Origin of the sequence: Streptomyces sp. WZ-12, from assembly GCF_028898845.1 — a bacterium.
Lineage (GTDB): Bacteria > Actinomycetota > Actinomycetes > Streptomycetales > Streptomycetaceae > Streptomyces.
In genome coordinates this window covers 5814062-5839569 of sequence record NZ_CP118574.1, presented here as the reverse complement: position 1 = coordinate 5839569, position 25508 = coordinate 5814062, and the positions used below count along the sequence as shown (strand labels likewise).

General features: G+C 68.1%; 14 protein-coding genes, 1 tRNA gene and 3 rRNA genes. 4 read left to right on the top strand and 14 right to left on the bottom strand.

Annotated elements, in window-relative coordinates; translation table 11 throughout:
• Window positions 1–37: 37 nt before the first annotated feature.
• Window positions 38–1666: an FHA domain-containing protein gene (locus PV796_RS25220; RefSeq protein WP_274915667.1), complete on the top strand. Its 1629-nt coding sequence runs from the start codon at window positions 38–40 to the stop codon at window positions 1664–1666.
• Between the two features lie 123 nt (window positions 1667–1789).
• Window positions 1790–2194: a globin gene (locus PV796_RS25215; protein ID WP_274915666.1), complete on the top strand. Its 405-nt coding sequence runs from the start codon at window positions 1790–1792 to the stop codon at window positions 2192–2194.
• A 521-nt stretch (window positions 2195–2715) separates the two neighbouring features.
• Here PV796_RS25215 and PV796_RS25210 read toward each other — a convergent pair.
• The 7 genes from PV796_RS25210 to PV796_RS25180 all read right to left on the bottom strand — a co-directional run bounded on the left by PV796_RS25210 (window position 2716) and on the right by PV796_RS25180 (window position 12314).
• Window positions 2716–3498, bottom strand: a complete 783-nt coding sequence (locus PV796_RS25210) for a hypothetical protein (protein WP_274915665.1) — start codon at window positions 3496–3498, stop codon at window positions 2716–2718.
• Complete coding sequence (locus PV796_RS25205) at window positions 3495–3929, bottom strand: acyl-CoA thioesterase (protein WP_274915664.1); 435 nt, start codon at window positions 3927–3929, stop codon at window positions 3495–3497. The genes PV796_RS25210 and PV796_RS25205 overlap by 4 nt, the downstream gene beginning before the upstream one ends.
• Before the next feature lie 5 nt (window positions 3930–3934).
• Complete coding sequence (gene ettA, locus PV796_RS25200) at window positions 3935–5599, bottom strand: energy-dependent translational throttle protein EttA (RefSeq protein WP_274915663.1); 1665 nt, start codon at window positions 5597–5599, stop codon at window positions 3935–3937.
• Between the two features lie 311 nt (window positions 5600–5910).
• Window positions 5911–7305 (bottom strand): LAETG motif-containing sortase-dependent surface protein, encoded by a 1395-nt coding sequence (locus PV796_RS25195; protein WP_274915662.1) that lies wholly within the window; start codon window positions 7303–7305, stop codon window positions 5911–5913.
• Between the two features lie 232 nt (window positions 7306–7537).
• Window positions 7538–8167 carry a single-stranded DNA-binding protein gene (locus PV796_RS25190; protein WP_446750628.1) on the bottom strand — a complete coding sequence of 210 codons (630 nt, stop codon included), beginning with the start codon at window positions 8165–8167 and terminating at the stop codon, window positions 7538–7540.
• Between the two features lie 245 nt (window positions 8168–8412).
• Window positions 8413–10197, bottom strand: coding sequence for a GTPase (locus PV796_RS25185; RefSeq protein ID WP_446750698.1), 1785 nt, complete (start codon window positions 10195–10197; stop codon window positions 8413–8415).
• 353 nt (window positions 10198–10550) lie between these two features.
• The gene (locus PV796_RS25180) at window positions 10551–12314 is read right to left on the bottom strand and encodes a dynamin family protein (protein ID WP_274915660.1); all 1764 of its coding nucleotides are present in this window, start codon (window positions 12312–12314) and stop codon (window positions 10551–10553) included.
• A gap of 309 nt (window positions 12315–12623) precedes the next feature.
• On the opposite strand from PV796_RS25180, the gene PV796_RS25175 reads away from it, so the two are divergent.
• Window positions 12624–12699: transfer RNA gene (locus PV796_RS25175), tRNA-Arg, on the top strand.
• A gap of 2309 nt (window positions 12700–15008) precedes the next feature.
• Here the strand turns inward: PV796_RS25175 and PV796_RS25170 are convergent.
• Genes PV796_RS25170 through PV796_RS25160 form a run of 3 tightly spaced genes read right to left on the bottom strand, consistent with a single transcriptional unit; the run spans window position 15009 to window position 16011 of the window.
• Window positions 15009–15236: a hypothetical protein gene (locus PV796_RS25170; protein ID WP_274915659.1), complete on the bottom strand. Its 228-nt coding sequence runs from the start codon at window positions 15234–15236 to the stop codon at window positions 15009–15011.
• The gene (locus PV796_RS25165; RefSeq protein WP_274915658.1) at window positions 15226–15768 is read right to left on the bottom strand and encodes a hypothetical protein; all 543 of its coding nucleotides are present in this window, start codon (window positions 15766–15768) and stop codon (window positions 15226–15228) included. Before PV796_RS25165 ends, PV796_RS25170 begins: the two co-directional genes overlap by 11 nt.
• Window positions 15769–16011, bottom strand: a complete 243-nt coding sequence (locus tag PV796_RS25160) for a hypothetical protein (protein ID WP_274915657.1) — start codon at window positions 16009–16011, stop codon at window positions 15769–15771. It abuts the gene before it with no gap.
• Between the two features lie 430 nt (window positions 16012–16441).
• On the opposite strand from PV796_RS25160, the gene PV796_RS25155 reads away from it, so the two are divergent.
• Window positions 16442–17572, top strand: coding sequence for a hypothetical protein (locus tag PV796_RS25155; protein WP_274915656.1), 1131 nt, complete (start codon window positions 16442–16444; stop codon window positions 17570–17572).
• A 147-nt stretch (window positions 17573–17719) separates the two neighbouring features.
• Here PV796_RS25155 and rrf read toward each other — a convergent pair.
• The 4 genes from rrf to PV796_RS25135 form a co-directional block, all read right to left on the bottom strand.
• Window positions 17720–17836 (bottom strand): 5S ribosomal RNA (gene rrf, locus PV796_RS25150).
• Between the two features lie 71 nt (window positions 17837–17907).
• A 23S ribosomal RNA gene (locus PV796_RS25145) occupies window positions 17908–21028 on the bottom strand.
• Window positions 21029–21332: 304 nt separating this feature from the next.
• Window positions 21333–22860: ribosomal RNA gene (locus PV796_RS25140) — 16S ribosomal RNA — on the bottom strand.
• The 16S, 23S and 5S rRNA genes sit together here, the layout of an rRNA operon.
• A gap of 1240 nt (window positions 22861–24100) precedes the next feature.
• Window positions 24101–25315 carry an FAD-dependent monooxygenase gene (locus tag PV796_RS25135; protein ID WP_274919225.1) on the bottom strand — a complete coding sequence of 405 codons (1215 nt, stop codon included), beginning with the start codon at window positions 25313–25315 and terminating at the stop codon, window positions 24101–24103.
• Window positions 25316–25508: the final 193 nt, after the last annotated feature.

Here is a 25508-nt window from a genome sequence, read left to right as displayed (position 1 = left end):
CCACCGGAAGTAACGGTACGGAGGGGGAAGAACCGACATGCCTACCTGCCCGAGCGGCCACCAGTCGGCGGCCGAAGACTGGTGCGAGGTGTGCGGCCAGCGCATGGCGGGCGCCGTCCCCCCGCCGCCCTCCCTGCCCGCCGGTTTCCTGAACGCGCCGCCGCCCGCCGAGCCGACCGGCCAGCCCGGCCCGCCGCCCGCCCAGCCCGGCCCCCCGCCCGGTGGCCCGGAGGGCTTCGGCGCTCCCGGTGGCTTCGGTGGCCCTGGCGGGCCCGGTGGTCCCGGTACTCCGCCGTCCGGCGCGCCGATGCCCGGCCCCGGCGGCCAACCGCCGCAGGGCGGCTACGGGTTCCCGCCGCCCGCACCCGGCCCCGGTGCTCCCGGTGCTCCCCAAGGTTTCGGCGGGCCCGGTGCGCCCGAGGGCTTCGGAGGTCCTGGCGGTCCGGGCGGACCCGGTACCCCGCCGCCCGGTGCGCCCCTGCCCGGCCCCGGCGGCCAACCGCCGCAGGGCGGCTACGGCTTCCCGCCGCCCGCCCCCGGCGCGCCCGGTGGCCCCATGCCCGGCGGCCCCGGCCCCGGGCAGGCCGTTGAGCCGCAGGCGTGCCCGCAGTGCCGCGCGCCGCGCGAGGGCGCGGCACCGTTCTGCGCCGAGTGCCAGTACAACTTCCTCACCAACTCCCCGGCGTCGTTCGCCCCGCCGCCCGGCGCCCCCCTGCCCGGCCCCGGCGGCCAACTGCCGCAGGGCGGCTACGGGTTCCCGCCGCCCGCACCCGGCCCCGGTGGCCCCGGTGCGCCCGGTCCCGGCCCGCAGGGCGCCCCGGGCGGCCAGCCGCCCCAGGGCGGTTACGGCTTCCCGCCGCCGGGGGCCCCGCAGCCCCAGCCGCCGGGCCCGCCGCCCGGTATGCCCGGCCCCGGCGGCTACCCGGGCCAGCCCGGCCCGCCCCCCGGCATGCCCGGCCCCGGTCAGCCCGGCCCGCCGCCCCAACAGGGCGGCGACGACTGGACGCTGAACCCGCCGGCCCAGCAGCACGCCGCGCCGATGGCGCCCCCGCAGCAGCCCGGGCCCGGCCCGCAGGCCCCCTTCGAGCAGCAGCCGCCGGCCCCGTTCCCGCCGCAACAGCCGCCGCAGCCGGGCCCGTTCGAGCAGCAGCCCCCGCAGGGCGGCCCCGAGCAGTTCGGCCAGCCGGGACCCGGCGGCCAGTGGGGCGGCGCCCCCGGCCAGGCCCCGGCGCCGCCGCAGGGCCCGCCGCCGGTCGTCGGCGACGGCTGGGTGGTGGCCGTCGCGCCGGACCGCGAGTACTTCATGGCGATGATGAGCCGCAGCGGCCCGGAGGCGGCGGGGCTCAACCTGCCCTCGTACTCCCCCGAGCAGGTGCTGCCGCTCGCCAACGGCCAGATCTCGGTCGGCCGGCGCCGGAACAGCACCGGCGAGTCCCCGGACGTCGACCTGGGCCGGACCCCGGAGGACCCGGGCGTCTCGCACCAGCACGCCCTCCTCGTCCAGCAGCAGGACGGCAGTTGGGCCGTGGTGGACCAGAACTCCACCAACGGCACCACGGTCAACCTCACCGAGGAGCCGATCCAGCCGTACGTCCCGGTGCCGCTCCACGAAGGCGACCGGGTGCACGTCGGCGCCTGGACGACGCTGACCGTCCGCCGCGGCTGACGCCGGGGCGCCACCCACCCCAACTCCGGGGCGTGATCGACCGATCACGCCCCGGAGTTGCGTCGTGTCGCGGACCGCCCTAAGTCCGGAGTCCTCGGTCGGGGCGTCTGCCACCATGGACCGGTGAACAACATTCCGCACGGCACTCTTCAGGAGCAGACCTTCTACGAGCAGGTAGGCGGCGAGGACACCTTCCGCCGCCTGGTGCGCCGCTTCTACGAGGGCGTCGCCGAGGACCCGCTGCTGCGGCCGATGTACCCGGAGGAGGACCTCGGGCCGGCCGAGGAGCGCCTCGTCCTCTTCCTCATGCAGTACTGGGGCGGCCCCCGCACCTACAGCGAGAACCGCGGCCACCCCCGACTGCGGTTGCGGCACGCCCCGTTCACCGTCGACCGGGCCGCGCACGACGCCTGGCTGCGGCACATGCGGGACGCGGTGGACTCCCTCAACCTGTCCGAGGAACACGCGACGCAGCTGTGGAACTACCTGACGTACGCGGCCGCCTCCATGGTCAACACCGCCGGCTGAGAGAACGGTCACACCGCCCGGGCCGCCGCGCGTCGCCACCGTCCGGCACCGCACCCGCCGAGCCAAGAGCCGCCGCCGGCGCGCCCACACCGGAGGACCGGGACGCTCCGGGGGCTCGCACCGCGTCCGGCACCATCGCGCAGCGGGTACGCGTGCACCGCACGCTGCTGAGACCGCCGCCCCGGCGTTCGGCGGCCGCGCCACCCTCGAACTCCCCGACGCGCCGGGCGCGTTGCAACGGTCGCTTGCCGCCCAGCCCGTCCGGCGGGTGAGGACGAACCCGCGCGGGGCGACAAGCGAGGGCCCGCAGCAGCGAGCGGACAGAGGAGGCCCCGGGCCCAACCGGGAGCCGGGGGCAGGAGAAACGGGCCCCAAGGGGGCCGGGGCCCGGCCCGGTTTCGGGAAGGGGCGGGTCCGGGGCGCCTCGCACCAACGACGGCGGAGCGACGTCACGTCAGGGCGCCGAGGGCACCAAGACGTCAGGGCCGCAGGGCGACAGCCCCACACCCCCACGGCGGCCCTCAAACTGGCGTAACCGTAAGCCCCGACAACCCCGTCCGCCCCGCAGGTCCCCCTACCCGCACGGCAACCGACCCATACGGCGTGCTCAACCGCAGCCACCCTCCGGCAGCCAACAACGCCACCACCGGAGCCGCACCACCAACACCGGCACGCGCCCCCGGCACCCCGGCCCCCGTCGCACCCCGCAAGAACCCGAGCGACTGCGCCGCATGCACCACCCGCAACGGCAGCTCCGTATCGCCGAGCGTCCGCGACCAGATCTCCCGCCCGATCCGGTCCCGCTCGCTCCGAGTACGCCCCTGCGGGGGCAACGCCTCGTCCCGGGCCCGGAATTCGGCCACCGCGGCGGACACCGTACGCACCAACGCGTCCGGCGACGGCAACCCGGGCACCCGCGTCCAACCGCCCCGCGGCGGCAACACCCCGGCCCACGGCGGCCCGGTCACCGCGGCGGGCACGATGACGCTGCCCTCCGACTCCGTGATCCCTTCGAGCAGTTCCCCGGCCGAGACGGTCACGTCCAGCCCGAGACCACCCACACCGCCCTCAACGCCAACGGACGCACCACCGGGCGCACCGGCACGGGCATCGGCGCCCCGCTCCGCCAAGCGCGCCGTCCGAATGGCCAACACCTCGAACGACGGCGGACGGCCGAAGACGGCCAACACGCCGCCCCCGGCCTGGAGCCGCACCGCGGCCCCCCGGTCGTAGTGGATCAGCCGGCCGAGGAAGGCGGCGAGATCCGCTGCCTCCCCGGCGTCGGCGAACCGCAACACCGTCATCCCGCGACGGCCCCTTCCTGATGCGCGGCGTCGTCCAGGTATTCCTTGAGGATCGCCTTCTCCTCCGCCATGAGGCGACGCGGCCGCCCCGCGGCGAAGTCGAACGGCACGACCACGGTCGCGGCCCGCAGATAGACCGTGTCCGCGTCCTTCACCTCGTACCCCACCGTCAGCGACGCGGCACTGATCTTCTTCACCCACAGCTCGACGGTCACCGGCTCCGGCCGGTACACCAACTGCCGCAGGTAGTCGACCTCGTGGCGCGCCACGACCGAGCCGCCCTTGAACGCCGCACTGTCGCCCCCCGGCGCCAGCCGTCGCATGTAGTCGATCCGCGCCTCTTCGAGGTAGCGGACGAACACCGCGTTGTTGACATGGCCGTTGGCGTCCATGTCCGACCAGCGCAGGGGGCAGGAGTACAGGTACCGCACGGCGGTCAGCCCCGGGTCAGCTTCTTGTACGTCGCCCGGTGCGGACGGGCCGCGTCGGCACCCAGCCGCTCGATCTTGTTCTTCTCGTACGACTCGAAGTTGCCCTCGAACCAGAACCACTTGGAGTTGCCCTCGTAGGCCAGGATGTGCGTGGCGACACGGTCCAGGAACCAGCGGTCGTGGGAGACGACCACGGCGCAGCCGGGGAAGTCCAGCAGCGCGTTCTCCAGGGAGGACAGCGTCTCGACGTCGAGGTCGTTGGTCGGCTCGTCGAGGAGCAGCAGGTTGCCGCCCTGCTTGAGGGTGAGCGCGAGGTTGAGGCGGTTGCGCTCACCGCCGGAGAGCACGCCGGCCGGCTTCTGCTGGTCCGGGCCCTTGAAGCCGAACGCCGAGACGTAGGCCCGCGAGGGCATCTCGACCTGGCCGACGTTGATGTAGTCGAGCTCGTCGGAGACCACGGCCCACAGGGTCTTCTTGGGGTCGATGTTCTCGCGGCTCTGGTCGACGTAGGAGACCTTGACGGTCTCGCCGACCTTGATGTCGCCGGCGTCCGGGGTCTCCAGGCCCTGGATCATCTTGAACAGCGTGGTCTTACCGGCACCGTTGGGGCCGATGACGCCGACGATGCCGTTGCGCGGCAGCGTGAAGCTGAGGTCCTCGATGAGCACCTTCTCGCCGAACGCCTTGCTGAGGTTGTTGACCTCGACGACGACGTTGCCCAGACGGGGGCCCGGCGGGATCTGGATCTCCTCGAAGTCCAGCTTCCGCATCTTGTCCGCCTCGGCGGCCATCTCCTCGTAACGCGCCAGACGCGCCTTGGACTTGGCCTGCCGCCCCTTGGCGTTGGAGCGGACCCACTCCAGCTCGTCCTTCAGGCGCTTGGCGCGCTTGGCGTCCTTCTGGCCCTCGACCTTCAGACGGGTCTGCTTGGTCTCCAGGTACTTGGAGTAGTTGCCCTCGTAGCCGTGCAGGCGGCCGCGGTCGACCTCGCAGATCCAGCCGGCGACGTTGTCGAGGAAGTACCGGTCGTGGGTGACGGCGACGACGGTGCCGGGGTACTTGGCCAGGTGCTGCTCCAGCCACTGCACCGACTCGGCGTCGAGGTGGTTGGTGGGCTCGTCGAGGAGCAGCAGGTCGGGCGCCTCCAGCAGCAGCTTGCACAGCGCGACGCGACGGCGCTCACCACCGGAGAGGTTGGTGACCGGCCAGTCGCCGGGCGGGCAGCCCAGCGCGTCCATGGCCTGCTCAAGCTGGGTGTCGAGGTCCCAGGCGCCTGCGTGGTCCAGGTCTTCCTGGAGCTTGCCCATCTCCTCCATCAGCGCGTCGGAGTAGTCGGTCGCCATCAGCTCGGCGACCTCGTTGAAGCGCTTGAGCTTGTCCATGATCTCGCGCGCGCCGTCCTGGACGTTCTCCAGGACCGTCTTCGACTCGTCGAGCGGCGGCTCCTGGAGGAGCATGCCGACGGTGTAACCGGGCGAGAGGAAGGCGTCACCGTTCGACGGCTGCTCAAGACCGGCCATGATCTTCAGCACCGTGGACTTACCGGCGCCGTTGGGGCCCACGACGCCGATCTTCGCGCCCGGCAGGAAGGCGAGCGTCACGTCATCGAGGATGACCTTGTCGCCGTGCGCCTTACGCGCCTTGCGCATCGTGTAGATGTACTCAGCCAAGAGAAACCGTCCGGCAGTTTGGATCTATCAGGTGGTCTGGTGGCTCCGCCGCGTGGGCCGTGGTGCGGCGTGGCCGCGCGAAGGCAGATACACCCCATCTTGCCGTACGTCCATCGCAGGACGGAAACGGGTTCCGGGAGATGGACGGCGAAGGCCCCGGAGCGGACGTTACGCTCCGGGGCCTTCGCGCTGCGCGCTGGGTGACCACCCGCTCACGGCGTGCCGACGGCCCGCTCACCGGTGGTCACCGCGTCGCGTACGGCGGTGACGGCTGACTGCCTCCGCCTGTCCCGCTCACGCGGATGCCTTGCTTACGCCCGGGTCTTCTTCTTGCGCAGGAAGAACACCGCCGCGCCGCCGACCACGACGAGGGCGACCGCGACGCCCGCGATCACCGGGGTGGCGCTGCTGGAACCGGTCTCGGCGAGGTCTGTGCCGTGACCACCGGTGCTGCCGGCGCTGGTGCCGCCGGCCGAGGCCGGGCTGGGGTGCGGCGAGGGCTGGCCGCCGGTACCCGCGGTCTTGCAGTCCAGGACGCCGGAGAAGGTCTTCTTGAAGCCCTCCGCGCCGGTGATCGTGATCTGGTACGGCTGGTCCTCGCCGACCGGAACCGTCACCGTCTTGGACGCGCCCGGCGCGACCTCGTAGTCCTTGCCGGAGAGCTGGAAGCGGAACGCCTGGTCGCCCTTGTTGGTGGCGGTGACGTCCACGCCGCCCTTGGAGCAGTTCTTCTCCGCGGTGATCGCGGGGATCGCGCCCTGCTTCTTCCAGGAGACGGTGGCGGCCGCGGAGACCGTGGACTCGCTGGAGCCGGCCAGGATCTGGGTCTGGCTCTTGGCGTGTTCACCGATACCGGTGAAGGCCCGGCCCACCGGGACCTTGGTCGCGGCCTGCGCGGTCAGCGAGGTGTTGCCGTCGGCGGTCCCCTTGGGGACGTCGAAGAACAACTGGGTGCCGTCGGCGGCGCTGGTGACCGGCTTGCCGTCCTTGCCCACGATCTTCACGCCGGCCGGCACGTCCGACGCCGGGGAGACGGTGACGCTGTCGGCGTTGGTGTGCACGGTGACCGGGCCGATCTTGCTGCCGGACTTCCCCGAGACCGCCGGCGGGTCCAGGATCAGCGACGCCTTGGGCTCGGAGACGCTCTGCGCGCTCCTCTCCAGGTAGTCGGCCAGCTTCTCGGCGGCCGGGTCGACGGCGTCCACCTTGGCGTGGTCGGAGAAGCGCCAGATCGCGACCTGGGTGCCGGCCGCGGCGGTCTTCTCCGACAACTGCCCGGCACCGGCCTTGGCGGAGAGCGCCGCCAGGTCGTTCACCTGCGGGTAGGAGTTCTGCAGGATCCAACGGATCTTGCCCGCGTCCGCGTTGTTGTGCAGCGACGACGCGCTCCACGGCACTTCCTGGTAACGCGCCTGCTGCTGCGTCGGGTTGTGTATGTCGATGCAGTACGTCTGCAGCGTGCCGCCGTGGTCGACCGACATCTCGAAGAGGCCGGCACCGATGCGCTGGTCCCCTCCGTTGCCGTGCACCACGGCCTGGTCGAAGGTCTTCAGACCGCCGAGCGTCGCGGTGGCGCCCCCGTGCGACATGGCCGGGTCGTCCGCCGCGGCGGTCCCCGCGGTGGCTATCGTGCCCGCCGCGATCAGGCCCGAGGCCACGACCGCGGCGGCAAGGCGGGCTGCGCCCCGCCCCTTCATCGAAAGCATGATTTCCCCTCTGGGCGAGGCGGTCGGCTTGAGAGGAGCCTCGCCGGAAAGATCCCAAGAACTCAACGGCCGAACTGGTCAGCCTGGTCAGCCCCCGTGAGTACTCGTCGGATCCTATGGAGCGGGCACATCACGGCCCCCGGTAATAGCGTCCTATAAGCGATCCGAATCGCAATCGTTACCGAATACCTGCATCACGGGCCGACATTATCGACAAATCACTGATGCGTTTTCAGGGCACAGACACCTTCTGTGGCGAATTGCCGGGCCCTCTCGCCGCCCCTGTCGACGCCGCCGCCCGACGATCCGCGGGCCCCCTCATTCCCGCCGTCGTATCCGATTCAACCTTTCCCAACGCCCCCACTTCCGCCCCCCGTTGACTCCTCTCGGACACATTCCGCACCCTCACCACCCGACGGAATGCGGACGTCCCGCGCGAAAGGTCGTGCCCGATCGCGAAGGCGTCGACCTCGACCGCGAACCAGCGCTGTCCCCCCTTCTCCGGCGCCTGTTCCCCCTCCCGCACCCGCAACCTCCCCTGTACGACGAGCGGTTCGCCGACCGCCACCGATGCCGCGACATTGTCCGCGAGCGCGCGCCAGGACCGCACGGTATAGAAACTCGTCTCCCCGTCGGTCCAGCACTCCCGCGCCTTGTCCCACCGCCGCGAAGTCGCCGCCATCCGGAACCGCGCCACCGGAACCCCCGCCGCGGTCTCCCGGTGCTCCACCGCCGTGGCCACGTTCCCCACCAGCGTCACCATCGTGTCGTTCATGAAAGTCCCCCGTTTCCGCGTTACTTCGTCGCGTCGTTCCTTCTTTATGACATCGCTTCCACACGCCACTTCACTTCGCTGCTTCACTTCGCTGCTTCAGCCGTCGCTTCGGCCGTCGCTTCGGCGCGCGGTGTTGCTTTGCGGTGCCGCCGCGCGGTTCCGTGTGGCTGGGTGCCGTTCCGCGCTGGGCTTCGCGAAATCCATGTTGCACGGAATCGACGCGGGCCGCGGCGGGCTGTGGACAGTCCCGCCGGCGAACACTCCCACCTGTGGACAACTCCGCCACTCCTCAGGGGAGTTCGGCACTCCATCCACCGCACCGCCGCGCCACCTCACACGCCCGACGCCACCGCGTACCGCTCCCGCACCTCGCGGTACCGCAGGAGTTCCGCGGCCACCGGCTCCAGCACCCGCGCCCGCCCGCACCCGGCCGCCGCCCCCCGCAACCGCCGCTCGGCCTCCTGCCCGTACCGCCGGGCCGGCCCCCGGGCCGCCAGCCCGCACAGCCAGGTCAACGCCGGCCCGCCCACCGAGCCCACGACGGCGGGCACCAGCCCCGACAACCACTCCGACGTCGCGACCACATCCGTCACAGAACCCAACACCCACAACACACCGACCACTTGCAACACGAACAGCAACCCCTGCAGCGCGGCCGCCACCGACCACCACCGCGGCTTCCCCTCCGGCCCGCGGCGCAACGCCCCCTCGGCCTCGGCCGCCACCGCGTCCAGCGCCTCCGGCAGCCCCTCGGCGCCCCGCACCGCCGCCTCCCGCACCGCCTGCGCCCACGGCACCGGAAGCCCCTGCGCCGCCTCGACCGCCACGCCCCGGACCGCCTGCTCCACCACCGGCCGCGCCGCCGCCCGCCCGTCTTCACCCCACCCGGAGCCAACAACCGCCGCGGAAGCGGTACGTCCCTTTCCGCCTCGCCCCTCCCCAACACGGTGCTCTTCCTCGTTCCGGAGCCGCTCCTCACCACGGCCCGCCTCGGCACCGGCGTCCCCCGCCCCGGTACGCGGCCCGGCGATCCGCACCGCCCCCGTGCCGTTGCCGCCCCCGCCCGCCGCCGTCATCGCGCCCGGCCGCGCCGCTCTCCAGCCCTTCCGCCGGGACCGCAGCCGCGACCACGGTGAGCCGCACGCCCGCTCCGCGAGCCACAGCCAGTCCCGTTCCGCCGCCCGCCCGGTGGCCGCCGCCCCCACCGCCTCGGCCAGCCGGTCGTCGAACTCCTCCCTGGCCCGTTCGGTCAGCCCCACCCGGCTCTCCGCGACATACGCCGCCCGCAGCCGTTCCGCCGCGGTGTCCACGTCCGCCGTCAGCCGGCGGTCCGCCGCGCCCCGTTCGGCGACGAACTGGGCGAGCGCCTCCCGTAGTTCCGCCACCCCTTCACCGGTCGCGGCGGAGAGCGCCATGACCTCCGCCCCCGGTTCCCCGTGCTCGCCGAGCGCCAACCCGTCCTCGTCCAGCAGCCGGCGCAGATCGTCGACCACCTGGTCGGCGGCGTCGCCCGGTAGCCGGTCCACCTGGTTGAGCACCACGAACGTGACCTCGGCGTAGCCCGCCAACGGCCGCAGATACCGCTCGTGGAGCACCGCGTCCGCGTACTTCTCCGGGTCCACCACCCAGATCACCGCGTCCACCAACTTCAGCATGCGGTCGACCTGTTCGCGGTTGCTGGTGGCCGAGGAGTCGTGGTCGGGAAGGTCGAGCAGGACCAGCCCGGCCAGTTCGGGGCTGCCCTGTGCGGGGGTGTGCCGGCGGTGCACCGGCACCCCGAGCCGGCGCAGCAACCCCTCCGCGCCCGGCCGGCCACCGGACCAGACGCAGGCCACCGATTCGCCGGTCGTCGGTCGACGCGCGCCGACCTCCGAACGGGGCGCCCCCGCCAGGACGTTGAACAGCGACGACTTCCCGCTGCCGGTCGCCCCCGCGAGGGCGACGACGGTGTGCTCGCCGGACAGCCGGTACCGCTCGTCCGCCGTCTCCAGCACCCGCCCGGCCTCGTCCAACGCCGTCCCGTCCAGCCGGCTCCGGGACAGCGCGATCAGCTCCCGCAACGCGTCCAACCGGGACCGCAGGCCCTCTCCTACGGCCCGTCGCGCCCCACCAGGCACCCACTTGTACCCGGGCCCACAGGCATCGACCTCGACGCCCGCCTCATCGACACCCGCACCCGTCCCCTGAGCCACAGAAGCATCAACTGCCTCTCCCGCCCCACGAGGTCGCCCCGCGCCACCTGACTCGCCGCTCTCTCCCGACATCAACGGAACTTCCGCCCCGCCGGCGCCCGCCTCGGCCTGCCCCCCGCCCCTCGACGCCCTGCGCCGCACCCGCCGCGCAATCACCCCGTCGTCCCACGCACCGCCGTCCCGCGCCCTCTCGTCCCAAGCCGCGCCCTCTCCTGCCCCTTCCTCGCTCATCGCCGGCTCGCCCACCCTGCTCTCCGCCCCTCGCTCCGCGGACTCCCTCACCCCGTCACCGCCTCCCGCTCACAGCGGTCCGCCACCGGGCGCCCGCGCTCCGTCTCCCACTGACCCGCCCGATCCGCCCGCTCCACGGAGCGCCTCCGACGCTGCTCCCGCTGCACCACCGACAGCGCGGCGATCAACTCGGCCTGTTGGTCCGGCGCCACCGTCAACCGGTCCAACGGGGCCAGCCGGCGCTCCCGTTCACCGTCGAGGGCGCGTTCCAGGTACGTGGTCAGCAGCCGCGCGCCCTGGTCGCACAACCGCAGCGCGCTCTGCGCCCCCAAGAGGTCGGCGAGGTTCTCCCCCGCCGTACGAGCCCGACGCCCGCCCAACAGCGCGGTGGCCAGTAGGGCCGCCGGTTCCTCGGCGTCCACCGGGTCGTTCCGTTCGCCGGCCTGGCCGCCGCGCGCCTCGCGGGTCTCCTCCTCGGCGAGCTCCTCCAGGCAGCGCCGCCAACGCCGGACGACCACGCCGATCCGCCCGGCGGCACCCGCGGCCCCGTCCGCCGCGGTCCGTACCACCTCGGCCGCGGCGGGATCGTGCCGCCAGGCCCCCGCCGCCCGCTCGTCGGCCGCCTCGACGGCGCAGGCCAGCAGCGCGGCCAGGCCCTGGGTCAGCGCGTCCAGCAGTTCGTCGGCGCGGCCACCGAGCCTGTGCGCGTGCCAGTGCGCGCGGGCGTCACCGGCCAGGACCTCGCCGGCCGCGACCTCGCCCCGCACCCGCTCCGCGGCCGCCTCGTACGCCTCCTCGACCCGGCCGGCCAGCCGCAGCGCCGCGGCGTGCTGCGCGGCGGCGGCCCCGGCCAGCGCGGGCAGCCGGCTGCGCAACGAGGCGATGACCCCGGAAGCGGTCCGTTCAGCGGCCGCATTACGGGCCACGGGGTCCTGCGCATGCCGTTCCAGCCACTCCCGCAGCCCGGCCACCGCAGTCGCGGGCAGCAACCCACGGCCCCCGCCCGCCGATTCGGGCAGCTCGGGAATGGTGAACCGGGGCACATGGCCGAGCCCGGCGCGCTGCAACAGTTCGGCGTAGCGCGCGGAGATCTCGGGGGCGATCTGGTGCGGCACCCGGTCCAGCACGGTGACCAGCGTGACGTCGTACTCCTTGGCGGTGCGCAGCAGATGCCAGGGCACCGCGTCCGCGTACCGGGCCGCCGTGGTGACCAGGACCCAGACGTCGGCCGCGCAGATCAGCTCGGCGGCCAGCTCGCGGTTGCCGGCCACCAACGAGTCGATGTCCGGGGCGTCCAGCAGCGCCAAGCCACCGGGCAGCGCGGAATCCGTCTCGATCCGCACGGTCGGCGCCCCCGGCTCACACCCGTCCCGACCGCGCCCCGCATCGCTCCCGCCCTCCCTGCCATCGCCCCGCGCGGTCCCTTCACCGCCGTCCTGCTCCGGCACCCACACCCGGGCGAACCCGGGCAGCACCCGCTGCCCGGCGAACCAGCGGTGGTCATCGGGATGGCAGACCAGCACCGGCGTACGGGTCGTGGGCCGCAGCACCCCCGCCTCCGAGACCCGCCGCCCCACCAACGAGTTGACCAGGGTGGACTTGCCCGCCCCCGTGGAGCCCCCGATGACGGCGAGGAGCGGTGCCTTAGGGGCGCGCAGGCGGGGCATCACATAGTCGTCCAGTTGGGAGAGCAGCTCGGCCCGGTTGCGCCGGGCGCGGGCGGCGCCCCCGAGCGGCAGCGGAAAACGTGCGGCGTCGACACGGTCCCGCAGAACGGACAGTGCATCGATCAGCCGGGGTCCTACGTCCAAGGTCGCCACATGTGAAGAATGCCCAATTTCGGTAGCTTTTTGAAGCGTATAGCCCCTTGTGTGCGCCGCAAGAATCACGCAGAACAAGAAAGGGACATATAGGATTTTAAGGAAATCCGAGACGCAGGCATAACGAGTACACAACACCCGCCACGCGAGGCGCCAAAAGCCGTGCAGGATTCGTACCTGCCTGCGATTATCGGGATCGCTTCACCGAACCTCCACAACGTGCCACGGAGGTGAAGCAACCGGGACGAGGCACCCGGACCTCTATCCTGGTCCGCGGTCCGTGATCCACGCCCACCACCGGCCCCCGTAGCTCAGTGGATAGAGCAGGTGCCTTCTAAGCACTTGGCCGCAGGTTCGAGTCCTGCCGGGGGCGCCAGGCCAGGCCCTCCTTCGGGAGGGCCTTTTTGCTGGTCAGCAGCCGCGTGACCAGCAACAAAGGAACGCCGGACGCCCCCCTGGTGTTCCAGGAAGCGTCCGGCACCGTCCGGCTGCCACCGGGGCGTCGACGGGTAGCTGTGCTGCGTCGAATGCGCGTCGAAGTCCTCCGGGGCCCTCAGCCGATCTCGGGCACCTCCGGGAGATCTCCCTTGACCTCCATCCGACGCTTGAAGTCCGGCAACTGCCCTCGACGCGGCCGGCGTAGACGGCCGTGGCTGGGCGCCCGAGAGGGGCGGTGCCACCTGAAGCACGACTGCACACGTCCTGCACCGCGAACCGCACCACCCGCACTCCACACCCTCGCCGGGCTCCCCCTGCGCTCGCGACACTCGCGACATCGGACTACGCGTCATCATCACCAGCAACACTGCCAGCAGCAGCCCACGCCGACTTCAAAGCCTCAACTCGCCGCCTGAAGAAACGCGGCACCCAGGGCGTCACCTGAACCACCGCTCCGCTCGACCGTATTCAGGAAGTCCAGAATCCTCATTGCTCTATCCCAAGCGGCATAAGGGCAGTTGCATTGCGGCGCAGAGGTCACGTCGTTCCCGCCCCCACGCCCAGTCGCCTTCCTGACGATCGGGAACCGCACCTACCGACGCCTTCCACTCCATCCGCCGCACTCCCGGCACATTCGGTCCGGCTCCCACTGCACCCGACGTACCCAGCCCTGCACCCCCAGGGCACACCCCGACCCGGAACCGCCACCGCCCCATCGAACGGACCCGATACCCCTCGCCGGCCGACCGACCCCACCGAATCGAGACCGCCCAGCCAATCCACCGCCCCAGATCCGCCACTGCCGCGACGCCGTAAGGGACGGCTCACGATGCCGCTCCACCTGCGCCCGGCAGTCAAATACGTCGATCTACTCAATCTGGCCGGAATCATCACAGCTACCGAACTCGCCCACACTTTCCTTGAAAGCGAAGCGAGGAAGCGGACTCCGGTATGCGCAGGGGGCTCGCAGGCGCGGGGGGCGTTATAGGTAGATCGGGATGCCTTTGCTGAACGAACATACAGTCGTTCTCCTCTGCGGGTGGCTCGACGGGCTCCTGACCTGCGGTTACGGGCAGGACTGGGTGTCGCATCCAAGCACGTACACGGAAACGCCTGTGGAAACGGCGGGGGAAACGCCAACACATACTTCATGCCTCACAAAGGTGGCTCGCAATGACGCTGAGCCGCGCCTTTGCTCAACTACCGGTGCCGCCCAGCCCAATTGGCCTCACTCTCGCCAGAATCTCCTCAAAGCCCTGCCAACACACCCTCGTTGTACCCGAACCGATTACCTCCCCTACAACGCCGAGAAAGCAAGGAATTATCGAGACGTCCGCAACTCACCCTGCGGCGAGCGAAATCCGACCTCCGCCACCCACCACTGCCCAACCACTGCCATCCGTCCAACTCGGGCATGAAGCCGTCTTCGACGGGCACCTGGGCAGAAGTCCCCGTCTCACGGCCCCTGACCTGTGGTCTCCCGCCAAGCCCACGCAGGTACCCTTCGTCGCGCAAGCGGGGAGTGGCTTGCGGCAGGACACTGGTGCCGTCACGAGGGTCACCGTCCTACCCGGGGTGGCCCGACAACCCCACTCGGCGGCCGCCGCCTTGGCCGCTCCCGTGGTGATACGGGTGAAGCGGGCCAGTTGCTCAGGAGCAGCCAGTCCGGCCCCGTCTCGGAGTAGGCGCTGGCCTGGATGACGCAGCTCTCCTCGCCTCCCTCTCCCGAGCCCTTCTCCTTCGCGCAGCCGACCACCACGGCCGCCCGCAGGGTGCCGTCACCCGGCGCGTTCAGCACGCCGTGCCAGCCGTTGCCCATCGGCACGACCAGCCGACCGCTGGTGGCATAACTGGCCTCCCGGCCAAGCGCGCACAGCAGGTCAGTCGCTGACTTCGTCCTGCGGCAGAACGCCCCGGCATGCCTGCGCCACGGCGTGGTCGTCGCGCCAACTACCCTTACGCGCCCCAGTAGTAGAGCGCGCCCGGAAGGAGGTGGACCTGCTGCCCGACAGCCGGATCGTGGCGGTCTGCACGCGCGGCAGGTACCGGCAGGCGAGGGGAGTTCTCGACCTTCCTTTACCGGATCCGGCGCCGAGGGGCTGAACGGATTGCGGCCTACCGGCGCCGGGGCCGTGAAGGCACCCAGGTCGGTTGCCACCCTGCGGCGCCAGTCGGTAGCCCTGATTGGCGAGCCATGCCGGAGCCCGGCCATACTGCCGCTCGGCTGCGAACAGCCGGTACCTCGACTCAGTGCCGAGCAGGCAGCACGCAACCGAGTTTCAACAGCGAGACGCGGAAGGCCGGCAGGTCTCCCGGCGCCACCATGAGGTGTTGCTGACCGATCCGTGAGCACAGCGCACCAGCTCCACGGTCGCTCGCGATCACCACGGCCTGTGCCTCGTCCACACGCTCCAGCACATGGCTGGTCCCCAGATCCCGAACCTTCTCGGTGCGCGCGGCCGCGTCAGCCAGCAACGCCGTGACGGTCTGCGGGAGTTGCTCCCCTACGTCGTTGTCGGTGAGGAAGCGGCGCAGCTCCTCCGGGCCCGCGGCCCGTGTGCAGGGCCTTGAGCAGGGAGGCGGTGGACAGCGTCCAGACGCGGTCGGCGGACCGGGGGGCGAACGCATCGAGCAGCAGCGACGCGGCGGGGGTCAGCGCATCCAACGCCACGACGTCGAAGTTCGGCAGGATCCTGACCGGACTCCGCGCCTCAACGGCGGGCGCCGGACCCGGCCGGTACTCGTCGACGCGCCCCGCCGCGTACGCCCCGAGCGGGTTCAACCGGACGGCAAGCAGCCCGCCGTAGCGGCTGAACTGCTCCAGCCGGTCGGCGCCCCACATGTGCCGGAAATCGTCCCGGGCCCCCTCCGGGGCGACGTACCGGACGTCGACGAGCCCGAGGGTGGCCGCGTACTCAAACAGCACACAGAGGGCGTAACGGCCCTGCACCACCGGCCAGTCGTGGTGTCCGTCGTAGCCGAGGCTGCCGTACTGCGCTTCCTGCACCTACAGCTTCCACAGCACCCGGCCGGAGCGGACCGGGTACGGGGCGTGCCCGGCGGCCCGCATCGCCTTGAACAACTCGTCCGCCGTCGCCCATTCCCCGGGCTGGCAGCGCTCGGCGAGCGCCACGCCCACCGCCTTGCGGCGCGGACCCGCCGCGCTGAGAACGTCCGACGCGCGCTGCCCCTTGACCTCCTCGATGCGGCTGAACCATCCAGCACCCCGCGGTTCAGCCAGCGCCGCCACAAGTGACGGATCGTCTCGTGAGCCGGCCAGCCCAGTGCCTTGCGCCCCTGCTCGGTCAACTCCAGCCGGCCGCTGGACACTTCTGAGAGACCGCCGGCTTGCAGCAGCGGCCAGCAAAGGCCCTGACCGCCTCGTCCTCGTAGAAGTCACCGTCGGTGAGAACCTCTCCCAGCGCGCGGATCGTGGCCGCGGAAGGGCGCTTCGTCTTGTCGCTACACCGCACCCTGCCCGCGACCACCAGCCTTAGCACCGCGGCCAGTTCCGCCGTTGCCCCACGCTCCGTCGTCCGCTCGGTTCACACGCCCGCCACAGCACGCTCTCTCTGAACCGCTCGCCTCGACTCACCTTACGGCGTTCGCATCCGGCGCCCGGCCGCCTCCGCGGCCGCTCAACGTCCACGCCGACTCACGGCGGCGGTAGGGTCCGCCCCGTGAGCGAGTACCAGTATTACGAGTTCCAAGCCCTCGACCGCCCGCTCAGCCACGCGGAACAGGACCAGCTGCGGTCCATCTCCACCCGGGCCCGGATCACCGCCACCAGCTTCACCAACACCTACAACTGGGGGGATCTGAGCGGCGATCCGCGCCGCATGGTCGAGCGCTACTTCGACGCCCATCTGTACGTCGCCAACTGGGGTACCCACCGGCTGACGCTCCGCCTTCCCAAGCAAACCCTGGACCTGCCCACGGTGCAGCCCTACTGCCTGGACTTCCACGTCGACGCCTGGACCACCCGCACCCACCTCCTGCTCGACCTCACCAGCGAGGACGAAGACGGTAACTGGATCGAGGACGCTGACGACTCACTGGCCTCCCTCATCGGCGTACGTGACGAGCTCGCCGCGGGCGACCTGCGCCCCCTCTACCTCGCGTGGCTGTCCGCACTCTCCGGCCGGGAACTTGAGGACGATGACGAAGAGGATTACCAAGCCTGGTCCGAACCGTCTGTCCCGGCCGGGCTCGGTGAACTGACCGCCCCACAACGGGCGCTCGCCGACTTCCTGCGCGTGGACAACGACCTCCTGGAAATCGCCACCCGGGCTAGTTCCACCACGCCCAGGAAACCGGCCAAGCCTACGAAGAAGGAACTCGCCCCGCTCATCGCCGCGATGCCACAGAAGGAAAAGGACGCGCTGTTGCTCCGGTTCGCCCTCGGCCCGGAACCCCGGCTGCACACCGACCTCCTGCACCGCCTGCGTGGCACCATCGCCCCCGCCACCACTCCTGGGTATCGCTCCGCCACCCAACTCCTGGAAGCAGCCCGCACCTTACGCACAGAACGTCAACGGCACACCGAACGCGAACGGGCCAAAGCGCGCGACCAGCACCTAAGCGCCCCCGCGAGCGAGCTCGAATCCGCCTGGCGGCAGATCGAAGCGCATATCGCCACCAAGAAGACCCGTGCCTACGACCAGGCCGCCACCCTCCTCGCGGAGCTGCGCGACGCCTACGCACACACCGGCCAAGACACAGAATTCCGGCGACGCCTCTCTCGCCTCCGCGAAAGCAATCAACGCCGCCCCGGCCTCATCCACCGCCTCGACCGCCGCGGCCTCCGTTAGCCCGTCTCGACCCTGATCGCTGCAGCTCAGAGCCACACCGTGTCGATAAATACCAACGCCTGCTAAACGCCCGTCACGAATGGGCACAACGCAAAAAAGGCTCCGGCCCCCGAATCTTACGATTCAGGGGCCGGAGCCATAAAAGGAGTTCGGCGGCGTCCTACTCTCCCACAGGGTCCCCCCTGCAGTACCATCGGCGCTGAAAGGCTTAGCTTCCGGGTTCGAAATGTAACCGGGCGTTTCCCTAACGCTAAAACCACCGAAACACTATGAAACTTAGAACAACCGTTGGTCTGTTCGTGGCTTCAGAACCAACACAGTGGACGCGAGCAACTGAGGACAAGCCCTCGGCCTATTAGTACCAGTCAACTCCACACCTTACGATGCTTCCATATCTGGCCTATCAACCCAGTCATCTACTGGGAGCCTTACCCCATCAAGTGGGAGGGAGCCCTCATCTCGAAGCAGGCTTCCCGCTTAGATGCTTTCAGCGGTTATCCTTTCCGAACGTAGCCAACCAGCCATGCCCTTGGCAGAACAACTGGCACACCAGAGGTCCGTCCGTCCCGGTCCTCTCGTACTAGGGACAGCCCTTCTCAAGACTCCTACGCGCGCAGCGGATAGGGACCGAACTGTCTCACGACGTTCTAAACCCAGCTCGCGTACCGCTTTAATGGGCGAACAGCCCAACCCTTGGGACCGACTCCAGCCCCAGGATGCGACGAGCCGACATCGAGGTGCCAAACCATCCCGTCGATATGGACTCTTGGGGAAGATCAGCCTGTTATCCCCGGGGTACCTTTTATCCGTTGAGCGACGGCGCTTCCACAAGCCACCGCCGGATCACTAGTCCCTACTTTCGTACCTGCTCGACCCGTCAGTCTCACAGTCAAGCTCCCTTGTGCACTTACACTCAACACCTGATTACCAACCAGGCTGAGGGAACCTTTGGGCGCCTCCGTTACCCTTTAGGAGGCAACCGCCCCAGTTAAACTACCCACCAGACACTGTCCCTGATCCGGATCACGGACCCAGGTTAGACATCCAGCACGACCAGAGTGGTATTTCAACAACGACTCCACACCAACTGGCGTTGGCGCTTCACAGTCTCCCACCTATCCTACACAAGCCGAACCGAACACCAATATCAAGCTATAGTAAAGGTCCCGGGGTCTTTCCGTCCTGCTGCGCGAAACGAGCATCTTTACTCGTAATGCAATTTCACCGGGCCTATGGTTGAGACAGTCGAGAAGTCGTTACGCCATTCGTGCAGGTCGGAACTTACCCGACAAGGAATTTCGCTACCTTAGGATGGTTATAGTTACCACCGCCGTTTACTGGCGCTTAAGTTCTCAGCTTCGCCTGAACGAATCCAGACTAACCGGTCCCCTTAACGTTCCAGCACCGGGCAGGCGTCAGTCCGTATACATCGCCTTACGGCTTCGCACGGACCTGTGTTTTTAGTAAACAGTCGCTTCTCGCTGGTCTCTGCGGCCACCCCCAGCTCAGACAGAAAATGTCATCACCAGAAATGGCCCCCCTTCTCCCGAAGTTACGGGGGCATTTTGCCGAGTTCCTTAACCATAGTTCACCCGAACGCCTCGGTATTCTCTACCTGACCACCTGAGTCGGTTTAGGGTACGGGCCGCCATGAAGCTCGCTAGAGGCTTTTCTCGACAGCATAGGATCATCCACTTCACCACAATCGGCTCGGCATCAGGTCTCAGCCTTAACATGTGACGGATTTACCTACCACACGGCCTACACCCTTACCCCGGGACAACCACCGCCCGGGCTGGACTACCTTCCTGCGTCACCCCATCGCTTACCTACTACAAGTCTGGTCCGTCGGCTCCACCACTCCCCTTTGCCCGAAGGCTCCAGGGCGGCTTCACGGACTTAGCATCGCCTGATTCAGTATTGGGCGCTCCAAAGCGGGTACCGGAATATCAACCGGTTGTCCATCGACTACGCCTGTCGGCCTCGCCTTAGGTCCCGACTTACCCTGGGCAGATCAGCTTGACCCAGGAACCCTTAGTCAATCGGCGCAAGAGTTTCCCACTCTTGTATCGCTACTCATGCCTGCATTCTCACTCGTGAACCGTCCACAACTCGTTTCCACGGCTGCTTCACCCGGCACACGACGCTCCCCTACCCATCACCACACCCGTTAGGGCTCTCATGGCAATGACACGACTTCGGCGGTGTACTTGAGCCCCGCTACATTGTCGGCGCAGAATCACTTGACCAGTGAGCTATTACGCACTCTTTCAAGGATGGCTGCTTCTAAGCCAACCTCCTGGTTGTCTCTGCGACTCCACATCCTTTCCCACTTAGCACACGCTTAGGGGCCTTAGTCGATGCTCTGGGCTGTTTCCCTCTCGACCATGGAGCTTATCCCCCACAGTCTCACTGCCGCGCTCTCACTTACCGGCATTCGGAGTTTGGCTAAGGTCAGTAACCCGGTAGGGCCCATCGCCTATCCAGTGCTCTACCTCCGGCAAGAAACACACGACGCTGCACCTAAATGCATTTCGGGGAGAACCAGCTATCACGGAGTTTGATTGGCCTTTCACCCCTAACCACAGGTCATCCCCCAGGTTTTCAACCCTGGTGGGTTCGGTCCTCCACGAAGTCTTACCTCCGCTTCAACCTGCCCATGGCTAGATCACTCCGCTTCGGGTCTAGAGCGTGCAACTCAACGCCCTCTTCGGACTCGCTTTCGCTACGGCTTCCCCACACGGGTTAACCTCGCTACACACCGCTAACTCGCAGGCTCATTCTTCAAAAGGCACGCAGTCACGACGCAGAAACAAAGTCTCTGCGCGACGCTCCCACGGCTTGTAGGCACACGGTTTCAGGTACTATTTCACTCCGCTCCCGCGGTACTTTTCACCATTCCCTCACGGTACTATCCGCTATCGGTCACCAGGGAATATTTAGGCTTAACGGGTGGTCCCGCCAGATTCACACGGGATTTCTCGGGCCCCGTGCTACTTGGGTGGCTCTCAAGCAAGCCGCTGACGTTTCAGCTACGGGGGTCTTACCCTCTACGCCGGACCTTTCGCATGTCCTTCGCCTACATCAACGGTTTCTGACTCACCGACCGGCCGGCAGACCGATCAAGAAAGCTCCCACAACCCCGCACTGGCAACCCCTGCCGGGTATCACACCAATACGGTTTAGCCTCATCCAGTTTCGCTCGCCACTACTCCCGGAATCACGGTTGTTTTCTCTTCCTGCGGGTACTGAGATGTTTCACTTCCCCGCGTTCCCTCCACACTGCCTATGTGTTCAGCAGCGGGTGACAGCCCATGACGACTGCCGGGTTTCCCCATTCGGACACCCCCGGATCAAAGCTCGGTTGACAGCTCCCCGGGGCCTATCGCGGCCTCCCACGTCCTTCATCGGTTCCTGGTGCCAAGGCATCCACCGTGCGCCCTTAAAAACTTGGCCACAGATGCTCGCGTCCACTGTGCAGTTCTCAAACAACGACCAGCCACCCGTCACAACCTGCACCAAGCAGACCTACACCGGGACCGGCACACCGAAGGACGAGCAACGCTCGCACCCTCAGACACCCAACAGCGCGCCCAACACAACCAGCCAAGACCCCGCGTTCCACGCCGAAGCAGTACTAACAGTCCCAAACCGATCGTGCCGAATAGTCAACGTTCCACCCATGAGCAACCAGCATCAGACACTCGCCGATGTACTGGCCCCTGACCAAGCACAAAACTTGGTAAGAAGTGCTCCTTAGAAAGGAGGTGATCCAGCCGCACCTTCCGGTACGGCTACCTTGTTACGACTTCGTCCCAATCGCCAGTCCCACCTTCGACGATTCCCTCCCACAAGGGGTTGGGCCACCGGCTTCGGGTGTTACCGACTTTCGTGACGTGACGGGCGGTGTGTACAAGGCCCGGGAACGTATTCACCGCAGCAATGCTGATCTGCGATTACTAGCAACTCCGACTTCATGGGGTCGAGTTGCAGACCCCAATCCGAACTGAGACCGGCTTTTTGAGATTCGCTCCACCTCACGGCATCGCAGCTCATTGTACCGGCCATTGTAGCACGTGTGCAGCCCAAGACATAAGGGGCATGATGACTTGACGTCGTCCCCACCTTCCTCCGAGTTGACCCCGGCAGTCTCCTGTGAGTCCCCATCACCCCGAAAGGCATGCTGGCAACACAGAACAAGGGTTGCGCTCGTTGCGGGACTTAACCCAACATCTCACGACACGAGCTGACGACAGCCATGCACCACCTGTACACCGACCACAAGGGGGCGACCATCTCTGGCCGTTTCCGGTGTATGTCAAGCCTTGGTAAGGTTCTTCGCGTTGCGTCGAATTAAGCCACATGCTCCGCTGCTTGTGCGGGCCCCCGTCAATTCCTTTGAGTTTTAGCCTTGCGGCCGTACTCCCCAGGCGGGGAACTTAATGCGTTAGCTGCGGCACGGACGACGTGGAATGTCGCCCACACCTAGTTCCCAACGTTTACGGCGTGGACTACCAGGGTATCTAATCCTGTTCGCTCCCCACGCTTTCGCTCCTCAGCGTCAGTATCGGCCCAGAGATCCGCCTTCGCCACCGGTGTTCCTCCTGATATCTGCGCATTTCACCGCTACACCAGGAATTCCGATCTCCCCTACCGAACTCTAGCCTGCCCGTATCGAATGCAGACCCGGGGTTAAGCCCCGGGCTTTCACATCCGACGCGACAAGCCGCCTACGAGCTCTTTACGCCCAATAATTCCGGACAACGCTTGCGCCCTACGTATTACCGCGGCTGCTGGCACGTAGTTAGCCGGCGCTTCTTCTGCAGGTACCGTCACTCTCGCTTCTTCCCTGCTGAAAGAGGTTTACAACCCGAAGGCCGTCATCCCTCACGCGGCGTCGCTGCATCAGGCTTTCGCCCATTGTGCAATATTCCCCACTGCTGCCTCCCGTAGGAGTCTGGGCCGTGTCTCAGTCCCAGTGTGGCCGGTCGCCCTCTCAGGCCGGCTACCCGTCGTCGCCTTGGTAGGCCATCACCCCACCAACAAGCTGATAGGCCGCGGGCTCATCCTTCACCGCCGGAGCTTTCCACACGAAACCATGCGATCCCGTGTCATATCCGGTATTAGACCCCGTTTCCAGGGCTTGTCCCAGAGTGAAGGGCAGATTGCCCACGTGTTACTCACCCGTTCGCCACTAATCCCCTCCCGAAAGAGGTTCATCGTTCGACTTGCATGTGTTAAGCACGCCGCCAGCGTTCGTCCTGAGCCAGGATCAAACTCTCCGTGAATGCTTTACCCGACTGCGTTTAACTAAAAACCGCCGGTGAGACACTCGCGTTGAGCGGAACCACAAGGAGGAATAATCCCCGTGGTTCACAGCGTCCTCGCTGTGTGCGCCTCCCAAGAAACTTGGAAGGACTTTTCAAAGGAACCTCATCCCCCACGATGTGGGGAACGGGGTATCAACATATCTGGCGTTGACTTTTGGCACGCTGTTGAGTTCTCAAGGAACGGACGCTTCCTTCGGCCTGCCCTCGCGGGCTTCCTCCGGGCGCTTCCCTTCGGTCTTGCGTCTCCGACTCTATCAGATCCTTTCGGCCCTGATTTTCGCCGGTGCGATTCGACCTTTCGGCTTCTTCGCGATTCCAACCTTACCAGATCCGTTTCCGTCTCCGGCCCCCCGTTGGAGCGGGGTTCGACCGCTTCGCTTTCGCTTTTCGGCCTTTCCGACTTTATCAGATCTTCCTTCGTTCCGGGCGGCTCCAGGAGGAGCTGCGGTCGGTTCGAATTTCGTTCCGATTCCCCGTCGGCGGGGTGATCACTACGTTAGCGGAATTCCTCGGTGACGCCTAATCAGACGCCCGGAATGAATTTCGACATGCGGAATTCAATCCCGTTGAAGGGCCGTGCAGTAGTGAGGTGCCGCTGAAGTGCGGCGTAGTGGCTGCCGTGGAACCTGTCGGCTCCGTGGCAACTCGAAGACTCTACATGACCTCGCGGGTGCGGAACGACTTGGGAGCGCGTCCACGGTGGGTGGAGCTGGCTCCACCCGCTGAGTCGCCCCCCGAAGGGCCTGGTCATCGAGTTGCCGGTGAGCGTGGGTGCTGTCTTCTCGCTCCGCTGACGGCTCGTTGCTGGCTGCTGGCCGGGGGGTGTGCTGAACGTCGTCGACAGCCGTGGCGGCGGCAGCGGCGATGGCGCCTCGACGGGCTCGTCGCCTCCGTCAGGAGAGCTGGAGGTGTCTGTGTTTGGTGCTTGAGTGCTGAGTACTTACGGGACGTGGGGGGCTTCGGGTGCCCGCGTGACTGTGGAGGTGCGTCGAGTCACGGCTTGGGCGCGCTTGCCACGGGGATGCGCTGGAGGCGCTCTGTCGGAGCTTGGGGAAGACCGACACCGGGAGCAGGGCCGCCTCTGTGGCCATCTGCGGTGGGTGAGCTGCACGATCGGGGAGGGGGAGCCGGACCGCAGAGCGGTGATGCGTAGTGGTCGGTGCTGGGCAGGGCCTTTTCTTAGGAGGGGCTGTTGTTGTTAGGGGTGGGGAGTGGGTGTGTTGAGGAGGGTGGGGTAGTCGGGGAGGGGGATGGCGGCGGAGGTTTGGTGGGCGGCTCGGAGCATGGCGGTGAGGGCGGCGGGGTTGTTGAGGGTGGCGTTGCGGGTGGTGAGGGCTTCTTGGGTGGGTGGGGCCAGGAAGGTGCCGGTGGTGCGGCCGCCTTCTTGGCAGCGGGTGACGTAGGGGCGGAGCCGTTGCTCGTAGCGGGCGAAGGCTTGGTGGTGGTCGCCGGTGGCCAGGGCCAGTTCGCCGGCGAGGACGTAGGCGCCGACGAGTGCCGAGCCGGTGCCCATGCCGCCGACGGTGGCGCCGTGGGCGGCGTCGCCGAGGAGGGCTATGCGGCCCGTGGACCAGGTGGGTACGTCGACGCGGCTGATGGAGTCGAAGTAGAGGTCGTCGGTGTTCCAGAGGGTTTCGATGAGTTCGGTGGTGCGCCAGCCGGCGCCCTCGTATGCCTGGGCAATGGCCCTGCGTGAAGCGTGCGGGTCGCGGCGGTCGTAGGTCAGTGGGTCGGAGGCGAAGACGCAGAAGGTCTCGCCGTTGTAGGACGCTTCGGTGGCGCGGCGGGGGACCCGGCCGACCGTTATCAGGCGGCCGGGTTCGTTGTAGCCGACGGCGCGGGCAGCGAGGTCCGGGGCCTCACTCGTGGGGAGGTCCCAGCCGGCGACGTAGTAGCCGAGGTGGCTGACGAATGAGGATTCCGGGCCGAAAGCGAGGCGGCGGACGGTGGAGTGCAGGCCGTCGGCGCCGATGACCAGGTCGAAGGTGCGGGGTGCGGCGCGCTCGAAGGTGACGTGGACGCCGTCGGTGGTTTCGGTGAGGGAGGTGAGTGAGTCGCCGAAGAGGTATTCGGTGGGGGTGGTCTGGGTGTGGGTGTGGGCGTAGAGGAGTTGGGAGAGGTCGGAGCGGAGGATTTCCATGTCACCGGCGGCGAACTCGGAGGGTAGGGCGGCCACTTGATGGCCTTGGGCGTCTATGAAGGTCATCGGGGTGCCGTCGGTGCGGTGTTGCTTGAGCTTGTCGAGGAGGCCCATGCGGTGGAGCACCGTCAGGTGGGCCTCGCCTCGGAAGTCGACCGCGAAGCCGCCGCCCCGCAGAGCGGGGGCGAGCTCGACCACGGTGGGGCGGTAGCCGTAGCGGGCGAGCCAGTAGGCGAGTGCCGGGCCGGCGATGCTGGCGCCGGAGATCAACACGGAGCGGGCCGGCGGCGGAGTCGTCAGGGGCGTCGTTGAGGGCCTTGCGGCGTTGGCACTGAGGCCGGAGTTGGAGTGGGAGTTGGACATGGGGGTCCCCCGTCTTGGTGCGCCGTGGAGTGGAGTTGGCGGTGCGGTGGTTCGGCGGCGCGGATGAGTTAACTGTATCCGGCGGACACAGATATGTATACCC

Bases quoted from the DNA above. Each gene is read 5' to 3' on its own strand.
- PV796_RS25220 (WP_274915667.1), top strand. From the start codon at position 38: ATGCCTACCTGCCCGAGCGGCCACCAGTCGGCGGCCGAAGACTGGTGC.
- PV796_RS25210 (WP_274915665.1), bottom strand. From the start codon at position 3,498: ATGACGGTGTTGCGGTTCGCCGACGCCGGGGAGGCAGCGGATCTCGCC.
- PV796_RS25195 (WP_274915662.1), bottom strand. From the start codon at position 7,305: ATGCTTTCGATGAAGGGGCGGGGCGCAGCCCGCCTTGCCGCCGCGGTC.